Origin of the sequence: Pseudomonas sp. Pseusp11 (genome assembly GCF_047304405.1) — a bacterium.
Taxonomy (GTDB): Bacteria; Pseudomonadota; Gammaproteobacteria; order Pseudomonadales; family Pseudomonadaceae; genus Aquipseudomonas.
Genome location: NZ_JBGLZF010000078.1, coordinates 1 through 14,385 on the forward strand (window position 1 = coordinate 1; position 14,385 = coordinate 14,385).

Consider the following 14,385-nt stretch of genomic DNA (forward strand, 5'->3'; position numbering starts at 1 on the left):
CATCGGCGCGGGGGTGAGCAACGTCAAGGTGGGCGACCGGGTGGCGTACGCCACAGGGCCTGTTGGCGCTTACGCCAGTGCACGACTGTATCCGGCCGAGCGGCTGGTGCCGATTCCCGACGCGTTGACCGCTGAAGAGGCCGCCTCAGTGCTGTTCAAAGGCATTACCGCGCAGTACCTGCTCAAGACGACTTATCCGGTCGGCCCCGGCACCGTCATGGTTCTGTATGGGGTAGCGGGCGGTCTCGGGCAAATCATGGCGAGGTGGGCCAAACACCTGGGGGCTTTTGTCATCGGCATTGTGTCCCGGGCCGAGAGTGTCGAGACGGCCAAGGCGCTGGGCTGCGATGCGGTGCTGGTGTTCAACGCCCAGACACTCGCCGCGGATGTCGCGAAGATCACCGACGGCAAGAAAGCCGATGTGGTCTACGATCCCATCGGGCGCGTGTCGTTCGAAGCGTCGCTCGACTGCCTGCGACCGCGTGGGTTGATGGTGTCTTTCGGCGCATCGTCCGGGGCGCCGACGGCGGTCGAACTGGCCACGCTCAATGCCAAGGGCTCGTTGTTCCTGACCCGTCCTTCACTGGGTGCGCACACCGCGGATATCACTGAATACCGGCAACGGGCCGATGATGTACTGGCCGCGGTCGAGGCGGGCATAATCAAGCCCGGTATCTGGGGCCGCTATGCATTGGCCGATGTGGCCAAGGCCCATGCCGATCTGCAAGGTGGCCAATCTCGCGGAGCGATTGTCCTCAAACCTTGATCGCCTGAACTTGAAAGAAGAGCGTTTCGTGAACCCACTGGACAGCCGCCACATCGATGAAATTGCCGCGTTGCTTGCGGTTGCTTCGGCGCATTCATTCGTGGCCGCCGGGCGCCTGCTGCAACGTCATCCGACAGTGATTTCAAAGCGGCTGGCGGCCATGGAAAAGCGTTTGGGCGTGCGGCTGATGGAGCGTACGACACGACAGGTGCGGTTGACCGATGCCGGCAACCGCCTCGTCGAACGCCTGCGTTCTGCCACCGGGTTGATTATCGAGGCCGAACAGGAAGCCTCACTGGGCGCCGCGCAGGTGCGCGGCGTTTTGCGCCTGGCTTTTCCGGCGGCGATGGGGCGCCTGTGGCTGGCGCCGATGTTGCCGGAATTTCTGGCAGCTCATCCGCAGGTTTCCGTCGAGGTGGATTACAGTGATCGTGTCGTCGACATCATTGCTGAAGGATTCGATGCGGCAATTCGTATCGGCGAATTGAATGACAACCGCCTGGTGGCGAAGAAGCTCAGCGATCATCGCCGCATCCTCTGCGCTTCACCTGCCTATATAGAGCAGCATGGTTTACCGACCAATCCGAAACAACTGACCGATCACAACTGCCTGGGCTTTACCGGCTTGGCGGCGTTCCCTGAGTGGCGCTTGTCGAAGGGCGATCGGCACGAGAAGGTCATCACGCGGGGAACCTTGACCTCGAACGACGGCGAAGCGTTGCTCGCTGCGGCCAAGGCCGGCGTCGGTATCCTGGGCGCCGGCGAGTGGCTGATGAGCCGGGAGATCGCCAACGGCCAGTTGGTGCGCGTTCTGCCGGAGTGGGATCTGGATGCCCAGGGCGGGATTTATCTGGTGCGAGCGTCCGCCGCCTTCACACCGGCGACGCTCATGGCATTCAAGACATGGCTTGAGACCAGATTCGCAGAGGGGCCGCCTTGGCTGCATGCCGTGTGACGGCCTCTCTGTGTTCCTGTTAGTGAGTGCCGCTGACGACCGCCGCTTGCGCCGTGCGCAACGCATGCCGATTGCCACGGAACAACACCAGTGTCGCGATCAACCCCAGCACCGCCGCGCCACTGAGCCAGATCCCCGGCGCTGCCTTGTTGTCCAGCACATGGATCAGGTACGTACAGGCCGCCGGGGTGAAACCACCGAACGTTGCGGTCGCCAGGCTGTAGGCCAGGGAGAAACCGGTGGTGCGAACTTCCACCGGCATGATCTCGGTCAGGGCCACCACCATGGCGCCGTTGTACGAGCCATACAGGAACGACAGCCACAACTCGACAATCAGCAAATGGCTGAAGCTGGGGTTCGCCACCAGCCACGACAGCGCCGGATAAGCCGTGAGGATTGCCAGAATCGTCGCGCCCAGCAGCAGGGGTTTGCGTCCGATCTTGTCGGAAAGCGCGCCCATCACCGGCAGCCAGAAGAAGTTCGACAGGCCGATGCACACCGTCACCAGCAATGCATCCAGATCCGACAGATGCAGCTCGGCTTTGCCGAAGGTCGGGGTGTAGGCGGTGATCAGGTAGAACGACACCGTGGTCATCACCACCAGCGCCATGCCGGCGAGGACGATGCCAAAGTTCTGACCGATCGAGCGGACGATGTCCCGCAGGGTAGGGCGGTGTTTGCGTGCCTGGAATTCCGGGGTTTCTTCCAGCGAACGGCGGATCACGAAGATCGCCGGCACGATCATGCAGCCGATCAGGAACGGCACGCGCCAGCCCCAATCACCCATTTGGTCGGGGCTCAGCCAATGGTTCAAGCCCACGCCGAGCAGGCCGGCGAATACCACCGCGGCTTGCTGGCTGGCGGACTGCCAACTGACGAAGAAGCCTTTGCGACCCGGTGTGGAAATTTCGGCGAGGTACACCGACACACCACCCAGTTCCACGCCAGCGGAGAAGCCTTGCAACAGGCGGCCGAACAATACGATCAGCGGCGCCGCGACGCCCAGCGTGGCATAACCCGGCACACCGGCAATCAGCACCGTGCCGGCGGCCATCATCGCCAGCGTGATGATCAGGCCTTTGCGGCGGCCATGACGGTCGATGTAGGCCCCGAGGAAAATCGCCCCCAGCGGACGCATCAGGAAACCGGCCCCGAAAGTGGCCAGAGACAGCATCAGGGAAGCAAACGCGCTATCGGCGGGAAAGAAGGTTTTGGCAATGGCCGTGGCGTAAAAACCGTAGACCATGAAGTCGAACATTTCGAGAAAGTTACCGCTGACAACGCGAAAAATCGCTTTGCCTTTGCTCGTGCTGGAAGACATTTGTAGATACTCACTCTGGTCAATCTTGTTTGAAAGCGCTGCACCTGTGGAGCGAGCCTTTGTGGCGAGGGAGCTTGCTCCCGTTCGATTGCGCAGCAATCGTAAAACCGGTCACCGCTATCGCGAGCAGGCTCGCTCCCATGCGCTCTGAAGCCCATAATGGCGGGCGCGGTTTTGAGGGGAGATGAAGATTTGTTAACTGGACGGTGGGGCGGACTTGTGGTGCTGGCCGGCGTTTTATCCGGTTGTGGCAACGGCGACAGCCTGGAACGCTTCGACGGCCCGACCATGGGCAGTCGTTATTCCATTCAATACGTAAGACATGCCTCCACGCCCGGGCCGAAAGCGGTGCAGGCCGAAGTGGAAAATATCCTCGCCGAAGTGGATCGACAATTTTCGACCTATCGCAGCGACTCGGACATCGAGCGCTTCAATAATTTGCCCGCCAACCACTGTCAGAAAATGCCCACGCCGATCCTTGAATTGATCCGTGTGGGCGAACAGTTGTCATCCCAAAGCGACGGCTCCTACGACCTGACGGTGGAGCCGCTGCTCAACCTCTGGGGATTTGGCCCGCAGGCGCGTGAGGAGAAAGTCCCGAGTGCCGAAGCGTTGGCCGAGGTGCGGCAGCGCGTCGGCCACAGCCACTTGCGCATTGACGGTGACCAGTTGTGCAAGGATGCCGCGGTCGAAGTCGACTTCAACAGCATCGCTGCCGGTTACGCGGTCGACACGATTGCCGCCAGACTCGAAGCGCTGGGCATCCACGACTACCTCGCTGAAGCCACCGGTGAACTCAAGGCCGTCGGCAAAAAACTCGACGGCTCACCGTGGCGCATCGCCCTGGAAGAACCCCGTGATGATCAGCAAGTGGCCGAGCGTGTCATCGCCGTCGACGGCTACGGCGTGTCCACCTCCGGTGACTACCGTAACTATTTCGAGCAGGGTGGCCGGCGCTATTCCCACACCTTCGATGCCCGCACCGGAACACCGGTCCTACACACTCTGGCGTCAGTCACGGTGATTCATCCTTCAGCGTTGATGGCCGATGGCTTATCGACGCTGTTGCTGATTCTTGGCCCTGAACGGGGTTGGGACTATGCCCAAACGCATGACATTGCTGCATTCTTTGTGATTCGTGCCGATACAGGTTTTGTCACACGCACCAATCCTGCTTTTGAGCGCCTGACCGGTGAGAAAACCGAGTGATTGCGCCAGCAAAAGCATTTTTCGATGGCTTTGTAGTGCAGGCAAAACTAGCCTACGACGCGACCAAGGGTTAATGTGCGCGGCGTTGACGCTTCTATAGACTGTGTCCGGGTTCTGCACTGGCCCCAAATTGTTCCTTCACGCCGCCGTTCGGCGTGATTTAGCCGCAGGCGCCGAGGGTGCCGCGGCCTGTTCTGAGGAGTACGCATGGCTGTCTACAACTACGATGTGGTGGTGTTGGGTTCCGGCCCGGCGGGAGAAGGCGCGGCAATGAACGCCGCCAAGGCAGGGCGCAAGGTAGCGATGGTCGATAGCCGTCGCCAGGTCGGCGGCAACTGCACCCACCTGGGCACCATCCCGTCCAAGGCCTTGCGTCACTCGGTCCGGCAGATCATGCAGTTCAACACCAACCCGATGTTCCGGGCCATTGGTGAGCCGCGCTGGTTCTCGTTCCCGGACGTGTTGAAAAGCGCTGAAAAAGTCATCTCCAAACAAGTCGCCTCGCGCACCGGCTACTACGCCCGTAACCGCGTCGACGTGTTCTTCGGCACCGGCAGCTTCGCCGACGAGCAAACCATCGAAGTCGTCTGCGCCAACGGCGTAGTTGAAAAACTGGTGGCCAAGCACATCATCATCGCCACCGGCTCGCGTCCTTATCGCCCGGCGGACATCGATTTCCATCACCCGCGTATCTACGATAGCGACACCATCCTCAGCCTCGGCCACACCCCGCGTAAACTTATTGTTTACGGCGCCGGCGTGATCGGTTGCGAATACGCCTCGATCTTCAGTGGTCTGGGTGTATTGGTTGAACTGGTGGACAACCGTGGTCAGTTGCTGAGCTTCCTCGACTCGGAAATTTCCCAGGCCCTGAGCTACCACTTCAGCAACAACAACATCACGGTTCGCCACAACGAAGACTACGACCGCGTCGAAGGCGTGGACAACGGCGTGATCCTGCACCTCAAGTCCGGCAAGAAGATCAAGGCCGACGCCTTGCTCTGGTGCAACGGCCGTACCGGCAACACCGATCAGCTGGGTCTGGAAAACATCGGCGTGAAGGTCAACAGCCGTGGCCAGATCGAAGTCGACGAGGCCTACCGCACCTGCGTGCCGAACATTTATGGCGCCGGCGACGTGATCGGCTGGCCGAGCCTGGCCAGTGCCGCCCACGACCAGGGTCGTTCGGCCGCTGGCAGCATCGTCGATAACAACAGCTGGCGCTTCGTCAACGACGTGCCGACCGGCATCTACACCATTCCGGAGATCAGCTCGATCGGCAAGAACGAGCAGGAGCTGACCCAGGCCAAGGTGCCGTACGAAGTGGGCAAGGCATTCTTCAAGAGCATGGCGCGTGCGCAGATCGCCGGCGAGCCGCAAGGCATGCTGAAGATCCTGTTCCACCGCGAGACGCTGGAAGTGCTGGGCGTTCACTGCTTCGGTTATCAGGCGTCGGAGATCGTGCACATCGGTCAGGCGATCATGAACCAGCCGGGCGAGCAGAACACCCTGAAGTACTTCGTCAACACGACGTTCAACTACCCGACCATGGCTGAAGCCTATCGGGTAGCGGCGTACGATGGCCTCAACCGGCTTTTTTGAGCGGCTCCGGCCGGTGGCCTGAGCCGGCCGGGGAGACCGATTTCAGCAATTCTCGAGCGTGGCGGTGGCCAAACCGGGAAAGTCTGTAATCAGGCTGTCAACGCCGAAGTCGGCGAGCCTGCGCATCAGCGCAGGCTCGTTGACTGTCCACACCGACACATGCAGCCCCTGACGCTGCGCCTTCTGCAGGCGTTCCGGCGTACACAGGGTCCAGTTCAGCGCCAGCATCTCACAGCCATAGTTTTGCGCGACCTTCAACGGGTCGAGCCAGGCGTACTCGGCCACCAGTCCGCGAGACACGTCCGGCACCAGGTCCAGCGCGGCTTTCAACACTTCGCGTGAACTCGAGGTAATCGTGACCTTGTCCCGTATGCCGAAACGCTGGGCCATTTCACGAATCGCCAGCACGGTGGTTGCGGCACGGGTGCGTGAAGCACTTTTGACTTCCAGTTGCCAGTGCTCGAAATCGCATTGTTCGAACAATTGTTCCAGCGTTGGAATCGGGCAGGGTTTGATCCAGCCCGGGCCACCCTTGCGCGCGTCGTAGGTCACCAGCTCCGCAGCCGTGTGTTCGACCACTTTGCCGCGGCGGTCGGTGGTGCGTTTGAGGGTCGGGTCGTGGATCACCATCAACTCGCCGTCCATGGACAGGTGCAGGTCCAGTTCGCAACGGCGCACGCCGTGCTTGAGGCATTGCTGAAAGCTGGTCAGGGTGTTTTCCGGTGCTTCGCCTTTGGCGCCGCGATGGCCGTAGATGAGAGTCACGGTTCTTCCTTAATTAATGGCCGGTTTCGTTTTGTTCGCGCGCCAGGCGTCGTTCTTGTGCCTGTCGCTGCAAGATGTAGCGGGCCAGCAGTTGTCGCTGGGCATCGGACAGGTATTCGAACTCGGTGCCGACGTCGTAGCCGCCACCCTTGCGGTCGCAATGGGTGACGCGGGCCCGCAGCAACAGGCCGAGGGCTTGTGGCATCAGCACCAGCTTGACCGACAGGTGCGCGCCGGTGGCAATGGGCGTCGGATGCTGAAAGTCGATGCCACCTTCGGAGATGATCACCGGCTGCGGTTCGCCGATCTGTCCGAGCACGGTCAGGGCGACCACCTGGCTCAGCAGATCGATGCGTTTGTTCTGTGATTTCAGGAATGCGGCGATGGTCCGGTCGCGTTCGTTGATCTGGCGCAACAGGTGTTGCGACTCGAATTCGCTCAGGTGCAGTTCGCTGAGCAGGTTGAATAGCGGGGAAGCATCCTGCAACACTTCCTGGCCTGCTGCTTCGGGAGCAGACAGGGGCCGAATTTCCAGTGCGATCGTGTCCTCGATACGGTAGTATTCGCGGCGATCTTCTTCATCTAATGTCGACATGGCGAACCCATGGTAGCGGCGGTGGTCTGAGTGTAAAGCTGGTTATCGACCCCCGCCACAAGGACGTTCCTTTTCCCTCCGAACAAGCCCCGACATGTTCAGACCTCTCTTCGTATTTATCGGCACGCGTTATACCCGTGCAAAACGTCGCAATCATTTTGTGTCATTCATTTCCCTGACCTCGATGATCGGACTCGCCCTCGGCGTGGTCGTGATGATCGTGGTGCTGTCGGTCATGAACGGCTTCGATCATGAGATGCGCACCCGTGTGCTGGGCATGGTGCCCCACGCGACCATCGAGTCCGGCGAGCCAATCAGCGACTGGCAAAGCCTGGCCGCCAAGGTCAAGCAGAACCCGCAGGTGGCGGCAGTTGCGCCCTTCGTCCAGATGCAGGGCCTGCTGACCAACAACGGCAAGGTCTCCAAAGTGCTGCTCAATGCCATCGACCCTGTGCAGGAACGGCAGGTGTCGATCATTGATAACTTCATGCAGCAGGGCAAACTCGACGACCTGGCGCCGGGCAGTTTCGGCATCGTCATCGGCGACAAGGCGGCAGCCAAGCTCGGCGCGGCGGTTGGCGACAAGCTGACGTTTGTCGCGCCGGAAGTCACCGTGACTCCGGCCGGGATGTTCCCGCGCATGAAACGCTTTACTGTGGTCGGCATCTTCCATGTCGGCGCCGGTGAGCTGGACGGCTATCTGGGCCTGACCAATCTGCAGGATCTTGCCAGGTTGCACCGCTGGCAACCGGATCAGGTTCAGGGCTTGCGACTGAAGTTCGACGACCTGTTCCAGGCGCCGCGCACCGCGTGGACCATCGCCCAGCAACTTGGCGAAGACAAGTACTACGCCCGCGACTGGACCCGTACCCACGGCAATCTTTATCAGGCGATCCGCATGGAAAAAGCCATGATCGGCCTGCTGTTGCTGCTGATCGTCGCCGTTGCTGCGTTCAACATCATTTCCACGCTGGTGATGGTGGTGAACGACAAGAAGGGCGATATCGCGATTCTGCGCACCCTGGGCGCCACGCCGGGCTCGATCATGGCGACGTTCATGGTCCAGGGCACGGTCATTGGTGTGGTCGGTACGCTGATCGGTGCCGTGGTCGGGATCTTCGCCGCACTGAACGTCAGCGCGGCGATCTCGGCCCTCGAAGGGCTGATCGGCCACAAGTTCTTGAACGCCGACGTGTATTTCATCGATTACCTGCCGTCGCAAGTGCAGAGCCAGGACGTGTTGATGGTCTGCGCCGCCGCGTTGGTCCTGAGTTTCCTCGCCACCCTGTATCCAGCCTGGCGTGCTGCGCGCACCCAGCCTGCGGAGGCGCTACGTTATGAGTGAGTCGGGCATGAGTGATAAAGCAATCTTGAGCTGCCGCAACCTGGGCAAATCCTACGTGGAAGGCCCGGAATCGGTAGAGGTTCTGGCCGGTCTGCAGCTGGAACTGCATCCGGGTGAGCGCGTGGCGATCGTCGGTACATCGGGTTCGGGCAAAAGTACTTTGCTCAACCTGCTGGGCGGCCTCGATACGCCGACCAAGGGCAGCGTCTGGCTGGCCGGTGAAGAACTCTCGGCATTGAACGAAAAGGCCCGTGGCCTGTTGCGCAACCGGTCGCTGGGTTTTGTTTACCAGTTCCACCATTTGCTGCCTGAGTTCACCGCGCTGGAAAACGTCTGCATGCCGCTGCTGATCGGCAAAACCGCGATCCCAGAGGCACGTCAGCGCGCGACGGCGTTGCTGGAGCGGGTAGGGCTGGGGCATCGTCTGGAGCACAAGCCGGCGGAATTGTCCGGTGGCGAACGCCAGCGTGTGGCCATCGCCCGCGCCTTGGTGAACAAGCCAGGCCTGGTGATGCTCGACGAACCGACCGGCAACCTCGACTCCCACACCGCCCAGGGCATTCAGGATTTGATGCTGGAACTCAGCACCTCGATGCGCACGGCGTTCCTGGTGGTGACCCACGACATGAACCTGGCTCGCCAGATGGATCGCGTCCTGCATTTGCAGGAAGGTTGCCTGACCCCCATCTGATTGGCTGAAACCCGGCGCACTGAACAGTGCGTCGGGTCTTTTATTTTTATACGGTGCCCCAGCGAATGTTCAGACCGTTATCGATCTTTATCGGCACGCGCTATACCCGCGCCAAGCGCCGCAATCGCTTTGTTTCCTTCATCTCGATGACCTCGATGATCGGCCTCGCCCTGGGCGTGCTGGCGATGATCGTGGTGCTGTCGGTGATGAACGGCTTCCAGCGCGAAATGAGCTCGCGCATCCTCGGCATGGTGCCCCACGCGACCATCGTCGGCGTGAACCCTATCGACGATTGGCAGCCGGTGGCCGCCGCGGCGATGAAGAATCCTGAAGTCACCGCCGCCGTGCCATTCACCGAGATGGAAGGCATGCTGTCCTACAAGGGCACCATGCAGCCGATCCAGGTCAGCGGGGTCGATCCGGCGCTGGAAAGCAAGGTCTCGATCGTTGCCAAGCACATTGTTCAGGGGCGTCTCGACGCCTTGAAGCCGGGCGAGTTCGGCGTGGTGATCGGCGAGATCACCGCGCGGCGCTTTCGCTTGAACGTCGGCGACAAGATCACCCTGATCGTGCCGGAAGTCAGCAATGCACCGGGTGGCATTACCCCGCGCATGCAGCGGCTGAACGTGGTGGGCGTGTTCAAGGTCGGTGCCGAACTGGACGGTTCGATGGCGCTGATCCACATGGCCGATGCCGCGCAAATGCAGCACTGGCAGCCGAATCAGGTACAGAGCGTGCGCCTGGCGGTGAAGGATCTGTACGCCGCGCCGCAAGTATCGAGCGACATCGCGACCGGTCTGGGCGCCGCCTACAAGGCTGACGACTGGACCCACACCCAGGGCAGTCTGTTCAGCGCGATGAAGATGGAAAAAACCATGATCGGCCTGCTGTTGCTGATGATCGTCGCGGTGGCAGCGTTCAACATCATTGCCACGCTGATCATGGTGGTGAACGACAAGGGCGCGGACATCGCCATCCTGCGCACCATCGGCGCCACACCTCGGCAGATCATGGCGATCTTTATGGTGCAGGGCACGGTGATCGGGATTGTCGGCACCTTGATCGGTGGCGTGCTGGGCGTGATCGCGGCGTTGAACGTCAGTGAACTGGTGGGCTGGATGGAGCGGGTCAGCGGACAGCACATCTTCAGTTCCGATGTGTACTTCGTCAGCAACTTGCCGTCCGAATTGCAGGGCGCGGATGTGCTGTTGATCTGCTCCGCCGGTTTCATCATGAGCTTTCTGGCGACGGTATATCCGGCGTGGCGGGCGGCGAAAGTCGAGCCGGCTACCGCGTTGCGGTATTCGTAGTCCGTTAGACCGCGAGGGGGCCAGTCCTGCTGGCCTCAGTCCTTTCTTGGCAACTCAATCACAAACCGCGTCCACCCCTGAGCCGATTCGCAACGAATCTGCCCGCCATGGGCGCGGATGATCGACTGGGTGATCGCCAGCCCCAATCCCGCATGCTCACTGCTGCCTTCACGGCGCGCGGGGTCTGCCCGGTAGAAACGGTCAAACAACCGCGGCAACAAGTCTTCTGAAATCCCGTCCCCACTGTTTTCAACAGTCAGGCTCAAGCCTGCCGGTTGCTCGACAATCTTTACCCGCACCTCACCACCGGCCGGGGTAAACCGCAACGCATTGTCCAGCAAGTTGGACAATGCCCTGCGCAGCATGCTGCGATCGCCCTGCAGGCTCGCGCGGCCGTCACGACTCAGCTTCACCCGGGCGTCCTCGGCCAGCGGCGCGAAAAACTCCAGCAGCACATCCGCTTCTTCCGCCAGGTCCAGCGGTTCGCGCTTGGGCATCAGCAAGCCGTGGTCAGCCTTGGCCAGGTACAACATGTCGTTGACCAGTTGCGCCATCCATTGCAGTTCTTCGAGGTTGCTGTGCAGCGCCTCGCGGTAATCCTCAAGGGGGCGAGGGCGGGTGAGGGTGACTTGGGTGTGGGTCAGCAGGTTCGACAGCGGTGTGCGCAGTTCATGGGCGATGTCGGCGGAAAAGGCCGAGAGCCGCTGAAAAGAGTCATCGAGGCGTCCGAGCATGGCGTTGAAGCTGTGGGCCATTTCCGCGAGTTCCGGCGGCATGCCTGCTTCCGGCAGGCGGGCGTTGAGCGATTGCGCCGACACGCCGCTGGCGACCGCACTCATGCGCAGCAACGGACGCAAACCACTGCGCGCCGCCCAGGCACCGAGCAGGGCGGTGGCCAGGGCCGAGAGGCCGACCGTCAGCCAGATCAGGTGCTGCATGCGCTGCAGAAAGTGTTGGTGATGGGTGATGTCCAGCAACAAGGTCAGTTGCGGTGAGTCGGGTTTGTCGAGGAACAGCGGCGCATTCAGGACGCGGTAATCGGTGCCGTCATCGCTCACTGTCGACAGGCCATGCTTGCGCGGTAATTCTTTGGGCACGCTGGGCGAGCTGTCGTACATGCGTTGGCCGTCACTGCTAATGATGCGCAGCGAAAGATCGGCCTGTCGGCTCAATTCATCGGCCAGCCTGGCCTCGGCGTCGCCGGCCTGAATGTCATCCAGCGCCCGACGTAAACCAATCAGTTTGTCATCCAGCAGCTGCTGGTCCAACTCGACAAAGTGCGCCTCGCTGGCGCGGCTGAACAACACCCCGGCGAACAACGACACCACCGCAGTGCAGGCGGCAAACAGCAGTGCCAGGCGGTTGCTTAATGAAAGCCGGCGCATCAGGCGGGGCGCTCTTCAAGGACGTAACCCATGCCGCGCACGGTGTGGATCAACTTGTTCGGGAAATCGTCGTCGATCTTCAGGCGCAACCGGCGGATCGCCACTTCGATGACGTTGGTGTCGCTGTCGAAATTCATGTCCCACACCTGGGACGCGATCAGCGACTTGGGCAGAACTTCGCCCTGGCGCCGCAGGAGCATTTCCAGCAGGGCGAATTCCTTGGCGGTCAGGTCGATGCGCTGACCGTTACGCTCGACCCGGCGACGGATCAGGTCCAGGCGCAAATCGGCCAGTTGCAGGCTGGTTTCCTGGGGCGTGGCGCTGCCGCGACGCAGCAGGCTGCGAACCCGGGCCAGCAGTTCGGAGAAGGCGAAAGGTTTGACCAGGTAGTCGTCGGCGCCCAGTTCCAGGCCGTGGACTCTATCCTCCACCGCGTCCCGCGCGGTCAGAAACAGTACCGGCGTGTCCAGGCCTGCACCGCGCACCGCTTGCAGAATCTGCCAGCCATCGCGTCCAGGCAGCATCACATCGAGAATCAACAAAGCGTAATCGCCACTCAAGGCCAGCTGCTGGCCGGTGGTGCCGTCTGCCACCAGTTCGGTATTGAACCCGGCCTCGGTCAGGCCCTGGCGCAGGTAGTGGCCGGTTTTCGGTTGGTCTTCGACGATCAGCAGTTTCATGGGCGACTCGGGCAGTTTGAACAGGTGCGTTATACCGTGGGCGGCGAGGAAGCTGGCCAATCTGACAAAGTTGTAATCTGCCTGTCAGGTAGCTGGCAGAGCCGGCGGAGTAGAGTTTCCCACAAGCTGAACCTCATCTTATTGGAGTGCGACTATGTTTTTGCAAAAGCGTCTGGTACTGGCCGCTTGTTTGCTGACTTTGAGTTTAGGGCTGGAAGCCTCACCGGCGCAGACCTACGATTTCGGTCAACCAGCCTCGGCCGCCCAGGCCACCCGCAGCGTTGAAGTGGTAATGGGCGATATGACCTTCAGCCCCAAGACTATCGATATCAAGGCCGGGGAAACCGTGCGTCTCGTACTGGTGAATAAAGGACAGTTGCTGCATGAATTCAACCTCGGCGATGCACAGATGCATGCCAGGCATCAGCAGGAAATGCTCAAGATGCAGCAAAGCGGCATGCTGATGCCTACAGGCATGAAGGCCATGGACCACGGTTCCATGGCCGGAATGGATCATGGCGCCATGGATCACGGCATGAAGCATGACGACCCCAACAGTGTGTTGGTGGAACCGGGTAAAACCGCCGAGCTGACCTGGACCTTCACCAAGGCCACTAACCTGGAATTTGCCTGCAACATCCCCGGCCATTACCAGGCCGGCATGGTCGGCAAACTGACAGTCAGTCAGTAAGCACTCAAAGGCGGGAGCAAAGGCTGGTAGAATCCGCTGATTCTTCAGTCAGGTTTCCGCCATGCATCCCGCAGCCGAACATTCGCCGCTGGGCAAATCCAGCGAATACATCGCCACCTACACGCCGTCCTTGCTGTTCCCGATCCCGCGCACCGCGAAATGGGCCGAGCTGGGCCTGACCGCGCAAACCCTGCCGTACAAGGGCGTGGATTTCTGGAACTGCTTCGAGCTGTCGTGGCTGTTGCCGTCCGGCAAGCCCGTGGTGGCGATTGGCGAATTCAGCATTCCGGCGGATTCGCCGAACATCATCGAGTCGAAGTCGTTCAAGCTGTACCTCAACTCGCTGAACCAGACGCCATTTGCCGACACCGCCAGCCTTGAAGCGACGCTGGTGAAAGACCTCTCGGCCGCTGCCGGCAAACCGGTGGGCGTGCGGGTTCGCAGCCTGAAAGAGGTAGAGGCGGAAGGCGTCGTGGCGTTGCCGGGCGTGTGCATCGATGACCTGGACATCAGTGTCAGCAACTATGAGCACCCGCGTCCGGAACTGCTGCGTTGCGATGAGTCGCGCATCGTTGAAGAGTGCGTGCACAGCCATTTGCTCAAATCCAACTGCCCGGTCACCAGTCAGCCGGACTGGGGCAGCGTGGTGGTGGAGTATCGTGGCGCGGCGCTGGATCACGCGAGTTTGCTGGAATACATCGTGAGCTTCCGCCAGCACTCGGACTTCCATGAGCAGTGCGTGGAGCGGATTTTCCTCGACCTGCAGCGGTTGCTGAAGCCGGAGAAATTGACGGTGTACGCGCGGTATGTGCGTCGAGGTGGGCTGGACATCAACCCGTATCGCAGCACCGAAGAGGTGCAACTGCCGAACCATCGGCTGGTCCGTCAGTAGGTTAAAGATCAAAAGATCGCAGCCTTCGGCAGCTCCTACAGGGTGTACGTCGTCCCAATGTAGGAGCTGCCGAAGGCTGCGATCTTTTTGCTTTTGCTTCTGTGTCTAGTCCTGAAATAGGTTTACACCTGTTTCACCCCAACGCCCGATGCACCGCATCGGGCGTTTTGTATTTCAG

Annotated in this window: 14 protein-coding genes; 9 read left to right on the plus strand and 5 right to left on the minus strand. The window is 60.9% G+C overall.

Annotation, left to right across the window (positions count from 1 at the left end; genetic code table 11):
* Both ACCC96_RS29730 and ACCC96_RS29735 read left to right on the plus strand, forming a co-directional pair.
* Positions 1-766, plus strand: a 766-nt coding sequence (locus ACCC96_RS29730; protein ID WP_413697686.1) for a quinone oxidoreductase family protein, incomplete at its 5' end; no start/stop codon positions are given.
* Positions 767-794: 28 nt separating this feature from the next.
* On the plus strand, positions 795-1,721 hold the full coding sequence (locus ACCC96_RS29735; RefSeq protein WP_026345836.1) for a LysR family transcriptional regulator: 927 nt from the start codon (positions 795-797) through the stop codon (positions 1,719-1,721).
* A 19-nt stretch (positions 1,722-1,740) separates the two neighbouring features.
* Here ACCC96_RS29735 and ACCC96_RS29740 read toward each other — a convergent pair whose 3' ends face one another.
* Positions 1,741-3,042: an MFS transporter gene (locus tag ACCC96_RS29740; RefSeq protein WP_413697687.1), complete on the minus strand. Its 1,302-nt coding sequence runs from the start codon at positions 3,040-3,042 to the stop codon at positions 1,741-1,743.
* A 159-nt stretch (positions 3,043-3,201) separates the two neighbouring features.
* On the opposite strand from ACCC96_RS29740, the gene ACCC96_RS29745 reads away from it, so the two are divergent.
* Complete coding sequence (locus ACCC96_RS29745; RefSeq protein WP_413697688.1) at positions 3,202-4,251, plus strand: FAD:protein FMN transferase; 1,050 nt, start codon at positions 3,202-3,204, stop codon at positions 4,249-4,251.
* 207 nt (positions 4,252-4,458) lie between these two features.
* Positions 4,459-5,853 (plus strand): Si-specific NAD(P)(+) transhydrogenase, encoded by a 1,395-nt coding sequence (sthA, locus tag ACCC96_RS29750; protein ID WP_019649417.1) that lies wholly within the window; start codon positions 4,459-4,461, stop codon positions 5,851-5,853.
* A gap of 42 nt (positions 5,854-5,895) precedes the next feature.
* Here the strand turns inward: sthA and ACCC96_RS29755 are convergent, their stop codons facing one another.
* Together ACCC96_RS29755 and ACCC96_RS29760 are read right to left on the minus strand one after the other, a co-directional pair.
* Positions 5,896-6,618, minus strand: a complete 723-nt coding sequence (locus ACCC96_RS29755; protein WP_019649416.1) for a glycerophosphodiester phosphodiesterase family protein — start codon at positions 6,616-6,618, stop codon at positions 5,896-5,898.
* Positions 6,619-6,631: 13 nt separating this feature from the next.
* Complete coding sequence (locus tag ACCC96_RS29760; RefSeq protein ID WP_019649415.1) at positions 6,632-7,213, minus strand: PilZ domain-containing protein; 582 nt, start codon at positions 7,211-7,213, stop codon at positions 6,632-6,634.
* A 94-nt stretch (positions 7,214-7,307) separates the two neighbouring features.
* Here ACCC96_RS29760 and ACCC96_RS29765 point away from each other — a divergent pair, with 94 nt between their 5' ends.
* The 3 genes from ACCC96_RS29765 (at position 7,308) to ACCC96_RS29775 (ending at position 10,559) form a co-directional block, all read left to right on the plus strand.
* Positions 7,308-8,558, plus strand: coding sequence for a lipoprotein-releasing ABC transporter permease subunit (locus tag ACCC96_RS29765; protein ID WP_258673107.1), 1,251 nt, complete (start codon positions 7,308-7,310; stop codon positions 8,556-8,558).
* Positions 8,559-8,565: 7 nt separating this feature from the next.
* On the plus strand, positions 8,566-9,249 hold the full coding sequence (gene lolD, locus ACCC96_RS29770) for a lipoprotein-releasing ABC transporter ATP-binding protein LolD (RefSeq protein ID WP_018928149.1): 684 nt from the start codon (positions 8,566-8,568) through the stop codon (positions 9,247-9,249).
* Between the two features lie 65 nt (positions 9,250-9,314).
* Positions 9,315-10,559, plus strand: a complete 1,245-nt coding sequence (locus tag ACCC96_RS29775) for a lipoprotein-releasing ABC transporter permease subunit (protein WP_018928148.1) — start codon at positions 9,315-9,317, stop codon at positions 10,557-10,559.
* A gap of 35 nt (positions 10,560-10,594) precedes the next feature.
* Here ACCC96_RS29775 and ACCC96_RS29780 read toward each other — a convergent pair whose 3' ends face one another.
* Positions 10,595-11,944, minus strand: a complete 1,350-nt coding sequence (locus ACCC96_RS29780) for a heavy metal sensor histidine kinase (protein WP_413697689.1) — start codon at positions 11,942-11,944, stop codon at positions 10,595-10,597.
* The gene (locus tag ACCC96_RS29785) at positions 11,944-12,624 is read right to left on the minus strand and encodes a heavy metal response regulator transcription factor (RefSeq protein WP_305426184.1); all 681 of its coding nucleotides are present in this window, start codon (positions 12,622-12,624) and stop codon (positions 11,944-11,946) included. Before ACCC96_RS29785 ends, ACCC96_RS29780 begins: the two co-directional genes overlap by 1 nt.
* A gap of 154 nt (positions 12,625-12,778) precedes the next feature.
* Between ACCC96_RS29785 and ACCC96_RS29790 the strand changes: the two genes are divergently transcribed.
* Positions 12,779-13,315 (plus strand): plastocyanin/azurin family copper-binding protein, encoded by a 537-nt coding sequence (locus tag ACCC96_RS29790; protein WP_413697690.1) that lies wholly within the window; start codon positions 12,779-12,781, stop codon positions 13,313-13,315.
* A gap of 61 nt (positions 13,316-13,376) precedes the next feature.
* On the plus strand, positions 13,377-14,207 hold the full coding sequence (queF, locus tag ACCC96_RS29795; RefSeq protein ID WP_007935274.1) for an NADPH-dependent 7-cyano-7-deazaguanine reductase QueF: 831 nt from the start codon (positions 13,377-13,379) through the stop codon (positions 14,205-14,207).
* Positions 14,208-14,385: the final 178 nt, after the last annotated feature.